Raw genomic sequence first — 16348 nt, 5'->3', positions numbered from 1 at the left:
TGATAATAGGAGTAGCCGATCGCTACCCTTCCCACGTCCATCTTGTTGTTGCTAGTTGGACATCGCCATGGAAAATCGTTTTTGCTTCGTCGACAAGTTGTTCAACGTTACCGAAATGAGGTAAGTGCGTTAATAGCAATGTTTTAACGCCAGCGTCGCGGGCGATCGTTGCCGCTTCCTCGCTCGTCATATGCCCTGCTTGTTTCGCATGTTGTCCTGCGTAAAAGTTGCATTCGCAAATCAGTACGTCCGCATGTTTTGCAAAAGGAACAAACTGAGGCAAATAGCTCGAATCTGCTGTATATACGACCGTCTTTTCTCCTGCACAAATGCGCATCGCATAACAAACAGCTGGATGTTCTGTCGGCATAAACGTAATCGTAAATGGACCGATATGAAGCTCATCGTTCGGATCGTACGCCACCGCTTTCGTCACTCCTTTATGAGCAAGGCGTGCGAATCCATCCCGATCAAACGAATGGCCATAAATAGGAAGCTCAGGCAAATGTGCGCCTAAATTTTTCTTAATGAGTCGCGCGTATTGAAGCGGGCCGATATCTGCGACATGGTCGTGATGATAATGCGATATGATCACCGCATCAATTTGTTCAATATCAATGACGTTTTGCAGTTGGGCTAACGCTCCGCTTCCACAGTCCACTAATAAACGAAAACCGTCGTGTTCAAATAAGTAACATGACGTCGCCTCATTCTTTTTCGGAAACGCTCCCCAATAACCGATAACGGTCACTTTCATATGTATTCACCTTCCTCGCAAAAATGTGTACAACTAAACGATACCAAATTTCTGAACGAATTTCACATATGTAAATGTTATAAAACAACTATTGAAAAATGTACATCTGTTATAATACAATAAAATCAATAAAAGCGAAGGGGATGGGGAGTTATGTTAGAAAAAATGTCTGAATTTTATAAAAAGTTGCCGCCGAAAACATGTTGCGAGTGCGGCAAAGAAATGGAAGAACAACATGAATGTTACGGCAACATATGCGTTCAATGCTTAAACGTCACTTGTTAAAGTAAAAAGCAGCCCGCGTGGCTGCTTTTTACTTTAGTTTATAAACACGTGCTTCATACGGTTTTAGCACGATCGTGTCTATCGATTCGTTTTCATCAACCGCATAGTTGCTAATGAGCAGTTGTTTTTCCGTGAACGTGATGTGTGACGGCAATGTAAATGTTGGCTGCTCGCTGCTAAAGTTTGTGATGACAAGCAGCTGTTCATCGTTCAACTTGCGCACGTATGCGTAAATTTGTTCATCATCTTCAAGCAACAGTTCATATGATCCGTATACGATAATTGGATGCTCTTTTCGGAGACGAATGAGCTTTTTATAGTAATGGAAGATGGAATTTTCATCTTTTAATGCTTGTTCGACGTTAATATCGCGATAGTTTGGATTGACGTCAATCCACGGCGTCCCCGTCGTAAATCCTGCATGTTCTGTCGCATCCCATTGCATCGGTGTGCGCGCGTTATCGCGACCACGGTAATGAATCGCTTTTAAAATTTTGTCTGGGTCTTCCCCCTTATTGACAACGACATCGTTCCATAAGTTAATCGTTTCAACGTCGCGGTAATATTCAATCGACGGGAACGCGACGTTCGTCATCCCAATTTCTTGTCCTTGGTAAATGTATGGCGTTCCTTGCATCATATGCAACCATGTCGCCAACATTTTTGCACTTTCCACCCGATACGTTTGATCATCGCCAAAACGCGAAACAGAGCGTGGCTGGTCATGGTTTTCTAAATAGAGTGAGTTCCATCCTTTTCCATGAAGTTCCACTTGCCACTTGCTCATAATTTTTTTCAAATCGGTCAATTTCCACGGTTGAATGTCCCACTTACCAAGATGGCTACTCGGTTTCGAATCGACGTCCATATGCTCAAATTGAAACAACATATTCATTACGCCATCTTGCTCGTTCGTAAACTGAATGGCATCGTCTGTCGTCACCATCGGCGTTTCTCCGACCGTCATAATGTCGTATTTACTTAACACTTTTTCTTTCATTTCACGCAAATAGTCCATTAACTTCGGTCCGTTCACAAAATATTGTCCGCCCCATTGATAACGATCATTGGCATTCGTCACCGGAGCATCTGGTAACCCTTCCACTTTTGATAATAAGTTAATCACGTCCATCCGAAATCCGTCAATGCCACGATCTAACCACCATGTCATCATGTTGAAAATTTCTTCGCGCACCTTTTCGTTTTCCCAGTTTAAATCTGGTTGCTTTTTCGAAAATAAATGCAAATAATATTCTCCTGCTGCTTCATCATATTGCCAAGCGGAGCCGCTAAAAAATGATTGCCAGTTGTTCGGTTCTTTCCCATCTTTCCCCGAACGCCAAATGTAATAGTCGCGATACGGATTGTCTTTCGACTTGCGTGATTCAACAAACCAGTGATGTTCGTCAGACGTATGGTTGACGACTAAATCCATCACTAACTTCATGCCGCGGGCATGCATGTCGCGAAGCAGTTCGTCCCAGTCAGCGAGCGTGCCGAACTCGTCCATAATGTCTTGGTAATCGCTAATATCGTAGCCGTTATCGTCGTTTGGCGACTTATAAACAGGCGACAGCCAAACGACATCGACACCGAGCTCTTGTAAATAATCTAGCTTTTCAATAATCCCTCGCAAATCACCGATGCCATCCCCGTTTGAATCTTTAAAACTGCGCGGATAAATTTGATATACAACCGCTTCTTTCCACCATTGTTTCGTTTTTGGAATCGATTCCATCTTCTTTTCCCCTCTCCGCTATTCTTTCACTGAACCAGACGTTAAACCGGATACGATGCGGCGTTGGAATAATAGTACCATAATAACGAGCGGAATTGTCACAATGACTGTCGCCGCTGAAATTTCGCCCCATGGAATCGTATATTGTCCTTGAAACATCGCGATTCCAACCGGTACCGTTTTATAATTTTCCGCCGTGTTAATCGTTAGCGCAAATAAAAATTCGTTCCATGCCGCAATAAACACAAGAATGGACGTTGTAAAAATCCCCGGTACAGCTAACGGCAAAATGACTTTAAAATACGTTTGCAACGGTGTCGCTCCGTCCATTTTCGCCGCTTCCTCTAAATCAAACGGAATTTTACGGAAAAATGTGACTAGTAACCAAATCGAAAGCGGCAACGCAAATGTCGTATACGGAATAATTAAACCTAAATAGCTATTTGTTAACTCAAACTTTTTGACAAACATATAAATTGGTGAAATCGTCGCGATTTGTGGAAACATCGATACCGATAACACGATACCTAAAATGATCGATTTTCCTTTAAAATCTAAGCGCGCAATCGCATACGCAGCAAACGCCGCCACAAATACGGTATATACGGTTGTAATTGTCGCAATGACTGTGCTGTTCCATAAATATTTTAAAAACGGATAATTGACGAAAACAGAGACGTAACTTTTTAACGTCGGGTGGCTCGTAAACCAGTTAAATGCTTCTTCACCAAATAATTCGCTTAACGGCTTAATCGAACTTAATAAAATCCATAAAAATGGAAACATCACTAAAAAAACAAAAACAAATAAAAACACATAAAACAATGGACCGGCTTTCTTTTGCATCGTTGCACCTCCTATTTTCGGTCAGAAATGAGGTCAGCACCTAAAAACTTAATGTAAATCGTCGAAATGATCGCTACGCAAATGAATACGATCACCGCCAACGCTGAACCGCCACCGAAGTTTGTTTGTGAGAACATGACTTTATACGCTAAAATCGAAATCGTTTCTGTCGAGTTTGCTGGTCCGCCACCTGTCAATACGAAAATTAAGTCAAATACACGAAACGCATCAAGCGTACGGAACAAGAGCGCAACGAGAATGCTTGATTTTAAAAGAGGTAACGTAATTTTGACAAATTGTTGCCACTTTGTCGCCCCGTCGATAGATGCTGCCTCGTATAGTGAGCTTGGAATTGTCTGCAAACCTGCTAGCAGCAATAGCGCCATGTACGGTGTCGTTTTCCATACGTCGGAGAAAATGACGGCAAACATTGCCCCTGCTCCTGTCGTTAGTAGCTCGCTCATATTATTGATGATTCCGATATCTGCAAAGTATTTTGCAACAATTCCGTTTTGTCCATCATATAAAAACTTCCACATTAACGCAGATACGGCTGTCGGAATGGCCCATGGAATTAAAATCGTCGCCCGTACAAGACCGCGTCCAAAAAACGCTTTATTAATCAACAGCGCAATCGCTAAGCCGAGCACTAATTCAATCGATACAGAAATAACTGTAAATACGGTTGTATTCCAAAGCGCTTTCCATAAACGGGAGTCGCTCAAATAGTTTTTGTAGTGTGCTAAACCGACAAAGTTCGGTTCAATAACTGCTCCGCTTAACCCGTTTGCAAGCCCTGTTAATTTGTCTCCTTGTTTCAATTGCCCGTTTTCATTTAACGCTTTTAACGTTTGTTTCGTTTCGCTAATCGTTTTTGTTAAATGTTGTGCCGCTTCTTCATCAATAGAAACAATTTTAATCTCTTCACTCGGCACTTCAAAATTGTTCAAAATCTCATCCACTTGTTCATACCGTTTCGCTACTTCTTCATCTGCGCGAATTTCTTCATCGACTTGTTGCAATTTCTCTTGCAACGACGCCAACTGTTCTTTTTCCGCGCCCGTTGCTTGCGCCATCTCTTGCTTTAATGCATTCATTAAAAACGGATAACTTTCTAAATATCGCTCTAAGTTTAAGCTGTAATCAAGATGAAGAGAAGATTTTGCTGGGTTGTTCAAACGATAGTCAAATAAACTGAAATAAAATGACTGAATAACTGGCCAAATGGCGACGGCTAAAATGAGCAAGAGCGATGGAGCGACAAGAATGTACGCTAAACGGCGCTCCGACTTTTTTTCGTTTTTCACTCATTGTTCCCCCTTTATGCAAAGGATTTAGCCTTCAGCGCTCATACGAGGCTGAAGGCTAACGTGCAACTACTGCATAACTGCTTTAATTTCTTTTTCCATGTTCGCCACAGCTTCTTCGACTGTAATTTGTCCAGCAATGGCTTTAGATACGTTAATTTGAATAATTTCAGATACTTCTGGATAGTTTGGTACAACTGGACGTGGTACTGCTGCATTTAATCCGTCAACAAATCCTTGTTCTGCAAAGAATGGGTTCGCTTTTAACACTTCTTCGTCTTTAAATAGCTCTGGAAGCGTTGGTGCTAAACCGCCGTAAATCGCAGAAATTTTTTGACCTTCTGGACCAGTCATAAACTTTACAAATTCCCAAGCCGCTTCTTTATTTTTCGAATATGCGTTAATTGCTGTCATCCATCCACCTAATGCAGCAGCTGAACCTTTATCACCAGCAGGTAGCGGCGCAACGCCTACTTTATCAACGATTTTTGATTGTTCTGGATCGTTTGCTAACGCGTATTGGTATGGCCAGTTGCGAATAAACGACGATTGACCTTCAATAAACGCTGTATGAGATTCTGGTTCTGTAAACGTTGTAATGTTGCTTGGCACAACGTCAGACGTTGCAATTTCAACCATTTTCTTTAATCCTTTAATTGTTTCAGGGCTGTTGACGACTACGTTGTTATTTTCATCAACAATTTTTCCACCGTATGCCGCAATAAATTCAATCGCGTTACATACTAATCCTTCATATTGTTTCGCTTGCATTAAGTAGCCAAATTGTGTGCCACCTTGTCCTTTAAACTCACGTGCAGCTGTCAACAACTCATCCCAAGTTTTTGGTACTTTATCTTCTGGTACGATATCTTTACGATAAAATAATAGTCCTGTGTCAATAAATTTCGGCATCGCCCATTGTTTTCCATCGAAATTTCCAGCGGCAAGCGCACCTTGGTTATATGCACTCAAATCAATACCATCTTTTTCGATGAAACGATCAAGCGGAAGAACGTATCCTGCTTGCGCAAACTCTGCTGGCCAAATAACGTCCAAATCCATGACGTCAATTTCGGACGATTTAGCGTTTAACATGGTGACGTATGCATCGTGCTGAGCCCCTGTGTCTGAAGGCATTTCGCGGAACTCTACGTCAATGTTAGGATATTTTGCTTCAAACGCTTTGACAATTTCTTCTGTTGCTTTTGTCGCATCTTTACCACGAGCATAAACGATTTTTACAACTTCTTCTGATTTTTTTGCATCATCTTTTTTGTCCGTTGTTTCCTTCGTTCCTGTGTCTTGACCGCTAGAGCATGCTGTCAATCCGAGCGTAAGTGCTAGCAATGCAGAAGAAAATTTCGTTGCCTTCTTCATGAAAAATCCCCCTTATATTTAAATTGAAATGTATGTCAAACTTCATGTTGGTGAAGTTTGCTACCAATTGTTGATGCGCGCACAATAAGCTGAAGTGGAAATTCGTAAATTTCCTTTGTTTCATATTTTTTCGTTTGAATTTTTTCAACGATCACATCCACTGCTTTTTGCGCCATTTGTTTCACCGGTTGATGCACCGTTGTAATCGTCGGATTCGTTAACTCCGTAATAGCTTGATTATCGAAACCAACGACCGCTAAGTCTTCAGGGATACGATAGCCGCATTTCACCGCTTCCGATATAATGCCAGCGGCCACTTCATCGCTTCCAGTAAATACGGCGGTCGGTCGTTCTGAAAGCGCCATCATTTTTTGGAATACACGCTTCCCGTCTGCGATATGAAACGCATCGCGAAAAGCGTATCGCTCATCAAACGTAAGCTTATATTCCGCTAACGCTTTTTTAAAGCCAATCTCACGCGATTTTGCTACATTGCTTTGATAACCACCGGAACAATACGCAATTTTCGTATGACCTTGTTCAAGCAAATGTTTCGTTGCTATGTATCCCCCGTACACTTGATCAAGCCGAACGGTTGGAACGTTTGCACAATCGTCAAACTCGTTACAAAGGACGATCGGCCCGTATTGCAAAAAAGGTTTTAGTTTCTTCCATTCATTTTGAATAGAAGCTAAAATGACTCCATCGACTTGTTTTGTTTTTAGTAAATTCATATAGTTCAATTCTTTTTCAGGCGAATAGCGCGTTTGACAAATAATGAGCTGATAGCCATGTTCCGCTGCCGCTATTTCTGTCGCTTCTACAAGTTCGCTGAAAAAAGGATTTGTAATGCGCGGAATAAATAATGCTAAAATGCTCGTTTTTTGATTCCGCAAACTTCTAGCCGATGAATTCGGCACATACCCTAGCTTTTCCATCGCTTCAAGCACGAGCTTTCGTTTCTCTTCTGACACGTACGGGTGATTGTTAATGACGCGCGAAATCGTCGTCCGTGAAAGCCCTGTTAGCTTGGCGACATCTTCAATCGTCGCCATTCTCCCATTCCCCCTCATTCTAATCGAAAAGAAACGAATGAAATCGTTTTCATATTCATATTATACGTACATCACCTTGTATATGCAAGTTAATTTTTTAAAAATTTTTTCATCAAAAAAAGCTTCTGAAGCATATTACGCCTCAGAAGCTCGTTCGACGATTGTTGTAAATTGACGACGATGTTGAATCGTAAAATACGTCATCGTGCCAGCCATCATAACGACAATAAACATCAGTAGTTTTCCGACATGATCCCACATAAATGAAAAGTCTCCACTCGAAATGACCGCTTTAAATCCGAAAACGGAATACGTCATCGGCAACCATGCGTTAAATAGCTGGAGCGCATGCGGAATTAGCTCAAGCGGGAACGTTCCAGCACTTGTCGTCAATTGCAAAATTAAAATGACGATACCGATAAAACGTCCCGGATCTCCAAAGACTGTAACGAGAAATTGGATGACAGATAAAAAGGCAATGCTTGTCACGATGCTAAACACGATAAATAACGAAACGCTTTTTACTTCTAAATCAAGTCCGAGAAGCAGCACGCTATCAGCAAGAAGCGCTTGCACAATGCCAACGGCGACTAATACGCCAAATTTTGCGAAAAACCAATGAAATGGCGAGCGCGGCGGTGCAGCTGGTTCCCGTAATGGAAAGACGATCGAAAGCAACAGCGCGCCAACAAACAACCCTAACGACAAGAAATATGGCGTAAATCCAGTACCGTAGTTTGGTACTTCATGTATTTTTTCATCTTTTACTTTAACCGGTTCAGCAAACATGTTGTACACATCCTCGTTCGCCTTCACATCGCTTGCTTTTTCAGCACCTTCTTTTAATTTGTTTGCTAGTTCTTCTGAACCGTCTGTTAATTGATTCATCCCATCTTGCAATTTTCCTGTCCCGATTGTTAACTCATTCATCCCGCCGGCCAATTGTTGCGAACCATCAGCCAATCGATGCGCACCGTCTTGAAGTTGATCAGCACCGTCAGCAAGAGCCCGCAATCCAGAAACAAGCGTTTTGCCACCACGAGCGAGCTTCGCTGTTCCTTGCTCCGCTTCTTTCATTTTTTCATGTAACGTAGTCATACCTACAACAAGCTTTTCTTGACCGCTCGCAAGCGCATTCGCACCATCGGCCAGCTGTTTTTGTCCCGTAAGCAGTTGATTCACGCCACTTTCAAGAGCAATATGCCCTTCATGCAACTGCTTCGCTCCATTACTTAACGAAGTTGCCCCTGCTTGCAACGCCTTGGCGCCATCGTTTAACTGTGCTACTCCGTTTTCCACTTGCTTGCTTCCTACCGACAATTGCACAACGTTTTGTTTTAGTTGCTCATATACTGCTTTTTGCGCTGGATCTGACGTTTGCGCAATGAGGGCATCAAGTTGGACAGCTAACTTCTCTAACCCGCCTGCCACTTGAGCAGCACCTATTTGAACTTGCGTAGCTCCTTGTTGCCACTCGGAAAGCGATGTCGCTAACTTTTCTGCTCCCCCGCTTAATTGCTCCGAACCTTGCAACAGCTGCGGCATGCGTTCATCAAGTGTTTTCACTCCTTCAAGCACACGATTGGCCCCAGAAGCAAGCTTTGCCGTCCCTTCTTTTGCTTGTTGCGCTCCAGCAACTAGCTGTCCTTGCCCATCAACCATGCGCTTCATTCCGTCATGAAGCGTTTGAACACCTGTTTCTACTTGCATCGAACCGTCAGCTGCTTGATGCAATCCGTCGGTAAATGCGATTGATTTTTCCGCAAGTGTCGCTAAATGACGGTGCAATTCATTTGAACCATCTTGCGCTTGTTTCATGCCATCGTACAGTTTATTCGTTCCTTCGCTTGCATCAACGAGTCCATCATGCAACTTTTCTGCTCCGTCGCTCGCTTGCGTTAGCCCGTCTGCTAACGTTTTTATGTTATTAAACATGTTTTCTGCATACGTTTCGGTTAGCGTTTTCGCTACTTCCGTTTTTATTTTTTCAACCGCCGTTCCACCAATCTGGGCAGATAAGAAGTTGAAGCTTTCATTCGGCATGTAAATGAGCTGAAGCTTTTTCGGATGATCGTCTTGTAACGTCGTCGCATGTTGTGAAAAATGTTCAGGAATTTGAATGAGCATATAATACCGCTGTTCTTTCAACCCTTTTTTTCCTTCTTCTTCACTAACAAAGTGCCAATCAAACTGTTTCTTTTCCTTCAGCTTTTCGACGAGATCTCGACCGATATGCAGCTCTTTTCCTTCAAACGTCGCCCCTTTGTCGTTGTTCACAACAGCGACAGGCAGCTCATCTAAACGATCGTACGGATCCCAAAACGCCCATAAAAACATGCCGCTATATAAAAGTGGAATAAACAAGACAGCAATAATCGGAATAAGCACTTTCCGATTCGAGGCGATCATTTTCATTTCCTGCACCCATAATTTGAATGCGTTCACACACTCAACCCCCTTTAAATATTGACCATTTCGTTCATTTAGTCATTTTGTGCAAAAAAGAGAAGGATCATCGTGGAGATAATCCTTTTAACAAATACAAATGAAACAGTTCAGCAATTTTTTGTGGCGACAGCGGTTCGTGTTCTTTTTCCCAGTCGACGTGTAACGCGATATACATTTTAAACATTAAAAATGCGGTTAACTCCGCATCGCATGAGCGAATTTCGCCTTTGGCCATCGCCTCTTCAATTTTCTCACGAATAAATGCAATCATTTCGCGATCGAGCCGCTTCATCACATCGCGCACAGCTGGTGTACCGATATCGCGCACTTCTTGCAACAGTTTGATCGTCAACTCGTGCTCCTTGCGAAACGTAAAAATGCGCTGTAACACCCGTTGCACATTTTCGTTAAACGGCAAGCGGGCATCAACTGCCGCATTCGCTTCGTGCTTAATTTCAGAAATGATCGACGAAACGATGTCTTCAAGCAGTTCTTCTTTACTTTTAAAAAACGTATAAATCGTCCCTTTTCCGACGTTTGCCATTTTCGCCACTTGATCCATCGTTGTCGCTTTATAGCCAAAAAGGGAAAATGACTTCGCCGCTGCTTCAACAATTTGCTTCTTTTTTTCCGACATAAGCGTTCATCCTTTATTATGACTAAATGAACATTTCGGTCATTCCGTTTTCAATTGTACCATCATATCGCTATATTTGCAATAAGAAAGGTGCCTTATAGTGAAGACACCTTTTCCTTTGTATAAGACAAGTAATGGAGCACCTTTTTTACTGCTTCTTCCCCTTGATCGATACAGTCTGGAAGGCCGAGTCCTTCATACGAACTTCCAGCTAAAAATACGCCTGGCAAATGTTGTTGCATATCGTTCTTCACTTGCTCCATGCGCTCGCGATGACCGACGATATATTGCGGCATCGACTGTTTCCAACGCGTAACGACAGAAAACATCGGGCTCATCGTAATATTCATCACTTTGTTTAAATCGTCCATGACGACTTGAATGATATCATCATCCGTTTGATCAACAATCGCTTCATCTCCCGGACGCCCAACATAACAGCGCAACAAGACGTACCCTTCTGGTGTCGTATGCGGCCATTTTTTATGCGTCCACGTACATGCGGTAATCGTATAATCGCTATCGCGTGAAACGACGAATCCTGTTCCATTCATATCTTTCGCTATCGCCTCTTTCGGAAACGCTAGCGCAACGGTCGCAACGGAAGTAGACGGCATCGTTTCAAAAGCGGCAAACATCGACTCGTTCGGAAAGAGCGACGTTAGCGACTGGTGCGGAACGGCAATAATGACGCTATCTGCCTCTTTTACCTCGCCGTTGCTTAACGTTAAAACGTATTGTCCGTTGACTTTTTCTATTCGCTCGACGCGCACACCTTTATGGACTGTTCCCTTTTCTAGTTTTTGTTCAACTGCATCAACAAGTGACGACAATCCTGTTTTTAACGTTTGAAAAATGCCTTTCTCGCTTTTTTGCTTCGTTTTTTGCTTCGGCATCGAACGTTTCATTCCTAACACGAGGCTTCCGTGTTTTTGTTCTAAGTGGAAATATTGTGGGAACGTCGCCATTAAACTAAGCTTATCAATATCACCAGCATAAATTCCCGACAATAAAGGCTCAATTAGCCGATCAACGACTTCGTTACCGAGACGGCGGCGGAAAAATTGTCCGAGCGACACGTCTCCTTCCGCTTTTAGCGGCGGCAATATAAAGTCCGCTGCCGCACGCAGTTTGCCAAACGGGGAAAAGAGACGCGTCACTACAAACGGGGCAAGTTTCGTCGGAATGCCCATCACCGCACCACCGGGAATGGGATGCAACGTTCGATTGACGAGAATGTACGATTGACCTGCTGTATTATGCACAAGCTCTTGTTCAAGCCCAACCTCGTGAATAAGGCGAGAAGCGCTCATTTTGCGCGCTAAAAAAGAATCCGGGCCGCGCTCAATAATAAACCCATTACGATAAACCGTTTGTACTTTTCCTCCGAGTCGATGACTTGCTTCAATTAATTCACAGGAAATCGGCAGCTTGTTTTCACGTGCTTCTTTTTGTAAATAGTAAGCGGCCGTCAATCCTGTCATTCCACCGCCAATAATGACGACTTTCTTTTTCATGATATTTCGCCTTCTTTACGTAAATGGTTTAACACTACAGTCGCCAATGCATCAATAAACTGCGGGTGCACATTCGGCATCGGCGGACGATAGTAGCTGACACCAAGCTCATCTGTCACTTGCTTACATTCAATATCGTTGTCATACAACACTTCCAAATGATCGGATACAAACCCTGCTGGGACATAGACGAACGCCTCATATCGTTTTTCTTCATACAACTGTCGCGTTAAATCTTGCACGTCAGGACCAATCCACGGCTCTGGCGTATTTCCTGCACTTTGCCATCCAATCACATATTGTGACACACCTGCTTCTCTCGCGATCAAATCAGCTGTTTCTTGCAGCTGCTTCTGATATGGGTCTCCCATCGCGATAATTTTTTCAGGCAAGCTGTGGGCTGAAACGATTAATACTGCTTTTTCTCGCTCTCGTTCAGACATTTGGGCGTACGTCTCTTTCACTCGTTCCGCCCAATATTGAATAAATTTCGGCTCGTTGTACCAGCTTTCAATGCACGTCAACTTCGGTCCACCTAAGCGTGCCGCTTCGTCTTTTGCTCGACCGTTGTACGATTTTACGCTAAATGTGGAAAAATGAGGCGCTAATACGATCGACACCGCCTGTTCAATTCCGTCTTCATGCATTTGCCGCACCGCATCTTCTACAAACGGCTCAATATGCTTTAAACCTAAATACATACGGAATTCGATATCATCTTGCATGCCATTAAGATGCTCAGCGAGCTTTTCGGCCTGTTCTTTCGTGATCGCCGCTAGCGGAGAAATGCCGCCAATCGCTTCGTAGCGCTCACGCAACTCAGCAAGCATTTCCTCCGACGGCTTCCGTCCCCGCCGAATATGTGTATAATATCTTTCTAAATCTTCTTCTTTATACGGCGTGCCGTACGCCATGACGAGCAATCCTACCACTTTCTTTTTCATTATTCATTCATCCTTTTCTTTGCGCAGAGTAATCATGAATAAACGCTGTCAATCGTTTCAACGTCTCTGGTTGAATTTGCGGGAAAATGCCGTGTCCTAAGTTAAACACATATCCCCCTTCATGCGCCATCCCTTCGTCTAAAATTTGTTTGACGCGCGCTTCAATGACTTCCCACGGAGCGAGCAATACAGCCGGATCTAAATTACCTTGTAGCGCTTTTGTCAATCCCATGTCACGCGCCTCACGAATGGACAAGCGCCAGTCTAAACCGACAACGTCAAGCGGCAAGTCATGCCATTCTTTTGCTAAATGGCTCGCCCCGACACCGAACATAATAAGCGGAACGTTTTCATCGCGAAGGGCTGTAAAAATACGTTCCATCGTCGGTTTAATAAAATGACGATAATCAGCAACGTTCACCGCACCAACCCATGAATCAAAAATTTGAATCGCGCTTGCACCGGCACGAATTTGCGCTTTCACGTAACGAATCGTCATATCCGCTAGCTTGTCCATAAGCGCGAACCATGCTTTTCGTTCAGCGTACATAAACGCTTTCGTTTTATTATAGTTTTTCGACGGTCCACCTTCAATCATGTAGCTGGCTAACGTAAACGGTGCACCTGCAAACCCGATAAGCGGAACGGTCAATTGCTCTTTCGTTAATAGCCGAATCGTTTCAAGTACATACGGCACATCGCTCTCTGGATCGATTTCTCCGAGGCGCTCCACATCCGCAAGTGAACGAATCGGGTTGCTAATGACTGGTCCGATACCTGCTTTAATATCGACGTCAACACCGATCGCTGGAAGCGGTGACATAATATCTTTATAAAGAATCGCCGCATCAACGTTATATTGTTCGACAGGCAAGCGCGTGACGTATGCGCACAATTCTGGCTGATGTGTAATTTCAAAAAGCGAGTATTTTTCTTTTAACGCACGATATTCGGGCTGCGATCGTCCGGCTTGCCTCATATACCAAACGGGAACGTATTCAGTCGCTTCGCCGCGACAAGCACGTAAAAATGTATCGTTTTTAATCATTATGTCCATCCTCTCTACGTATGTAATCGCTTATATTATAGTGTAACGAAACTGTTCATTTGTTTCCACTAACACAAATATACCGATTTTTTCACCGTCTGGGTAGTAATAATACGCAACGTTCATGAAATCGCCAAGAAGAAAAGAAAGTGGTAAAATATGAATAATAAATAGAAAGAGGTGATGGGTGGATGTACGTATTTATGACAAACGGAACAGTTGACTACTTGCAACAATTGCGCGATCAATATCCAAATGAGCGCATGTTGCTCGTATGTCATGAAGACAATGGCATGCTCATTCATGAGACAGAAGGAAAATCTTTATTTCATGAGCCTCGTCCATATGAAGTGCTAGATGCGGTTGGAGCACTCGGAGGGGAGTTTATCGTTTGTAATAACATTCCTGTCACAGATGAAGGTAGACCACTATTTGAACATCGCTTCAATCAGCGAGCGCGTTTAATCGAAAAAGAACCTGGCTTCGTCGCCATTCGCGTTCTACGTCCATTAAAAAGCGATACATACATCATTATGACGATGTGGGAAAACGAAAACGCCTTCCGTCGTTGGCAACAATCAAAAGCATACGAAAAAGCTCATCAAAAACGCGGGACTGAAGAAGGCATCGATCAACAACGCTCCATTTTCCCACGTCCATCTTATGTGACGACATATACGGTCGTAAAAGAAGGCTGATGCACCATCAGCCTTCATCCGTTCCAAGCGTTCATCCCGCCGCGAACGTTTACAACGCGCTTAAATCCGTTTTTCACCAATAGTTTCGCCGCTTGGTTGCTGCGCATACCACTTTGGCAAATGACGATCGTTTCTTTTTCACGGTCTAATTCATGTAATTTTATAGACAACTCATGAAGCGGAATGTTTTTAAATTGACGAATGTGGCGCGCACGATACTCTGCTGGCGTACGCACATCAATAAACTGGCGGTCTTTCGTTTGTTTGACCTTCTCCTTTAATTCATCCGGCGTAATATGCTCTACACCTTTTGTCGGCAACATTTTTGTCGCGACAAAATAAATAAGCAAAATGATTAGAACAATGTTTACCCATGTGCTCATCTGTTTTCCCTCTAAATACGTATATGGGTATATTACCCCGTTTTCGTCTGTTTGTCAACGATGGTATAATGGTAAAAAACAGAAGGAGCGGGACGTATGAAAACGTTACTGTTTGCTAAGCTTCACGAATATTATGAAGACATGGTGGCCATTCGTCGTCATTTGCATCAACACCCTGAGCTATCGTTTCAAGAGTATAAAACGGCAGCGTACATCGCCGACTACTATAAACAGCTCGGCATTCCTGTGCGAACGAACGTCGGAGGGAACGGAGTAGTTGCGACGATCGCAGGGAAAAAAGGCGGAAAAACGGTGGCGCTTCGAGCTGATTTTGACGCTCTCCCGATTCAAGATGAAAAAGATGTGCCGTATCGATCAACCGTCCCAGGTGTCATGCACGCATGCGGTCATGACGGACATACGGCGACACTGCTCGTTCTTGCCAAAGCGCTTCATGAACTGCGTGACCATTGGAGCGGAACGATCGTTTGCATTCATCAACATGCAGAAGAATACGCACCAGGTGGCGCAAAAGCGATGATTGAAGCCGGATGTTTAGAAGGGGTCGACGCGATTTTTGGCACCCACCTATGGGCAACAGAGCCGACAGGTGTCATTCAATATCGTACCGGACCGATCATGGCAGCCGCGGACCGCTTTCAAATCGTCGTCAAAGGCTCTGGGGGGCATGGAGCGGAGCCTCATAAAACAAAAGATGCGATCGTTACAGCAGCGCAACTTGTGCTACACTTGCAACAAATCGTTAGCCGGCGCGTCGATCCGCTTGAACCTGCCGTTGTTTCGATCGGCTCCTTCGTTTCCGACAACGCGTTTAACGTTATCGCTGATCGAGCGACGTTAGTCGGAACAGTACGTACGTTGTCTGAACAAGTGCGAACCGATATTGAGCGAGAAATTGAACAAATTGTCAAAGGAACGTGTATCGCCAACCATTGTACATATGAATATAGTTATACGCGCGGTTATCCACCTGTCATAAATCATGAAGAAGAAACAGCATTTTTCGTCTCCATTGCCCGTGAAGTAGAAGACGTCACTCACGTTGTAGAAATTGCTCCCCATATGGGTGGGGAAGATTTCGCCTATTATTTACAACATGTCAAAGGAACGTTTTTCTTTACAGGTGCAAAAGCAAAAACGACGACGAACGCTTATCCGCACCATCATCCAAAATTTGATTTTGATGAGCGCGCCATGCTTATTGCAGCAAAAACGCTTGGGTTAGCCGCGGTAGAATATATGAAATGAGAAAAGAAGCGGTGTTCATTCCGCTTCTTTCCATTTTTT

Annotated in this window: 15 protein-coding genes; 3 read left to right on the top strand and 12 right to left on the bottom strand. The window is 43.6% G+C overall.

Annotated features, from left to right (window positions below):
• Positions 1 to 22 precede the first annotated feature (22 nt).
• Positions 23 to 757 carry an MBL fold metallo-hydrolase gene (locus tag V7Z64_RS06220; protein WP_334109750.1) on the bottom strand — a complete coding sequence of 245 codons (735 nt, stop codon included), beginning with the start codon at positions 755 to 757 and terminating at the stop codon, positions 23 to 25.
• A 153-nt stretch (positions 758 to 910) separates the two neighbouring features.
• Between V7Z64_RS06220 and yhfH the strand changes: the two genes are divergently transcribed.
• Positions 911 to 1042: a protein YhfH gene (gene yhfH / locus V7Z64_RS06215; protein WP_069201723.1), complete on the top strand. Its 132-nt coding sequence runs from the start codon at positions 911 to 913 to the stop codon at positions 1040 to 1042.
• Between the two features lie 28 nt (positions 1043 to 1070).
• Here yhfH and V7Z64_RS06210 read toward each other — a convergent pair whose 3' ends face one another.
• The 10 genes from V7Z64_RS06210 to hemE form a co-directional block, all read right to left on the bottom strand.
• Positions 1071 to 2780, bottom strand: a complete 1710-nt coding sequence (locus V7Z64_RS06210) for a glycoside hydrolase family 13 protein (RefSeq protein WP_297989688.1) — start codon at positions 2778 to 2780, stop codon at positions 1071 to 1073.
• Positions 2781 to 2798: 18 nt separating this feature from the next.
• Positions 2799 to 3626 carry a carbohydrate ABC transporter permease gene (locus V7Z64_RS06205; RefSeq protein WP_003395595.1) on the bottom strand — a complete coding sequence of 276 codons (828 nt, stop codon included), beginning with the start codon at positions 3624 to 3626 and terminating at the stop codon, positions 2799 to 2801.
• Positions 3627 to 3637: 11 nt separating this feature from the next.
• Complete coding sequence (locus V7Z64_RS06200) at positions 3638 to 4933, bottom strand: carbohydrate ABC transporter permease (protein ID WP_297989685.1); 1296 nt, start codon at positions 4931 to 4933, stop codon at positions 3638 to 3640.
• A gap of 69 nt (positions 4934 to 5002) precedes the next feature.
• The gene (locus tag V7Z64_RS06195) at positions 5003 to 6310 is read right to left on the bottom strand and encodes an ABC transporter substrate-binding protein (protein WP_297989683.1); all 1308 of its coding nucleotides are present in this window, start codon (positions 6308 to 6310) and stop codon (positions 5003 to 5005) included.
• A 35-nt stretch (positions 6311 to 6345) separates the two neighbouring features.
• Positions 6346 to 7365 (bottom strand): LacI family DNA-binding transcriptional regulator, encoded by a 1020-nt coding sequence (locus tag V7Z64_RS06190; protein WP_297989681.1) that lies wholly within the window; start codon positions 7363 to 7365, stop codon positions 6346 to 6348.
• Between the two features lie 135 nt (positions 7366 to 7500).
• The gene (locus tag V7Z64_RS06185) at positions 7501 to 9810 is read right to left on the bottom strand and encodes a YhgE/Pip family protein (protein WP_297989679.1); all 2310 of its coding nucleotides are present in this window, start codon (positions 9808 to 9810) and stop codon (positions 7501 to 7503) included.
• Positions 9811 to 9877: 67 nt separating this feature from the next.
• Positions 9878 to 10450 (bottom strand): TetR/AcrR family transcriptional regulator, encoded by a 573-nt coding sequence (locus V7Z64_RS06180; RefSeq protein WP_297989677.1) that lies wholly within the window; start codon positions 10448 to 10450, stop codon positions 9878 to 9880.
• A 95-nt stretch (positions 10451 to 10545) separates the two neighbouring features.
• Positions 10546 to 11967, bottom strand: a complete 1422-nt coding sequence (gene hemY / locus V7Z64_RS06175; protein ID WP_297989675.1) for a protoporphyrinogen oxidase — start codon at positions 11965 to 11967, stop codon at positions 10546 to 10548.
• The gene (hemH, locus tag V7Z64_RS06170; protein WP_297989673.1) at positions 11964 to 12911 is read right to left on the bottom strand and encodes a ferrochelatase; all 948 of its coding nucleotides are present in this window, start codon (positions 12909 to 12911) and stop codon (positions 11964 to 11966) included. The genes hemY and hemH overlap by 4 nt, the downstream gene beginning before the upstream one ends.
• A gap of 7 nt (positions 12912 to 12918) precedes the next feature.
• Positions 12919 to 13968 carry a uroporphyrinogen decarboxylase gene (gene hemE, locus V7Z64_RS06165; protein WP_297989670.1) on the bottom strand — a complete coding sequence of 350 codons (1050 nt, stop codon included), beginning with the start codon at positions 13966 to 13968 and terminating at the stop codon, positions 12919 to 12921.
• A 182-nt stretch (positions 13969 to 14150) separates the two neighbouring features.
• On the opposite strand from hemE, the gene V7Z64_RS06160 reads away from it, so the two are divergent.
• The gene (locus tag V7Z64_RS06160; RefSeq protein ID WP_297989668.1) at positions 14151 to 14657 is read left to right on the top strand and encodes an antibiotic biosynthesis monooxygenase family protein; all 507 of its coding nucleotides are present in this window, start codon (positions 14151 to 14153) and stop codon (positions 14655 to 14657) included.
• A gap of 14 nt (positions 14658 to 14671) precedes the next feature.
• Here V7Z64_RS06160 and V7Z64_RS06155 read toward each other — a convergent pair whose 3' ends face one another.
• Complete coding sequence (locus tag V7Z64_RS06155; RefSeq protein WP_297989666.1) at positions 14672 to 15040, bottom strand: rhodanese-like domain-containing protein; 369 nt, start codon at positions 15038 to 15040, stop codon at positions 14672 to 14674.
• Between the two features lie 96 nt (positions 15041 to 15136).
• Between V7Z64_RS06155 and V7Z64_RS06150 the strand changes: the two genes are divergently transcribed.
• Positions 15137 to 16309: a M20 metallopeptidase family protein gene (locus V7Z64_RS06150; RefSeq protein WP_297989664.1), complete on the top strand. Its 1173-nt coding sequence runs from the start codon at positions 15137 to 15139 to the stop codon at positions 16307 to 16309.
• Positions 16310 to 16348: the final 39 nt, after the last annotated feature.

It is taken from the genome of Anoxybacillus sp. (assembly GCF_036834105.1).
Lineage (GTDB): Bacteria > Bacillota > Bacilli > Bacillales > Anoxybacillaceae > Anoxybacillus.
The sequence above is the reverse complement of the archived record's forward strand: the minus strand, read 5'-3'. Positions and strand labels throughout refer to the sequence as shown.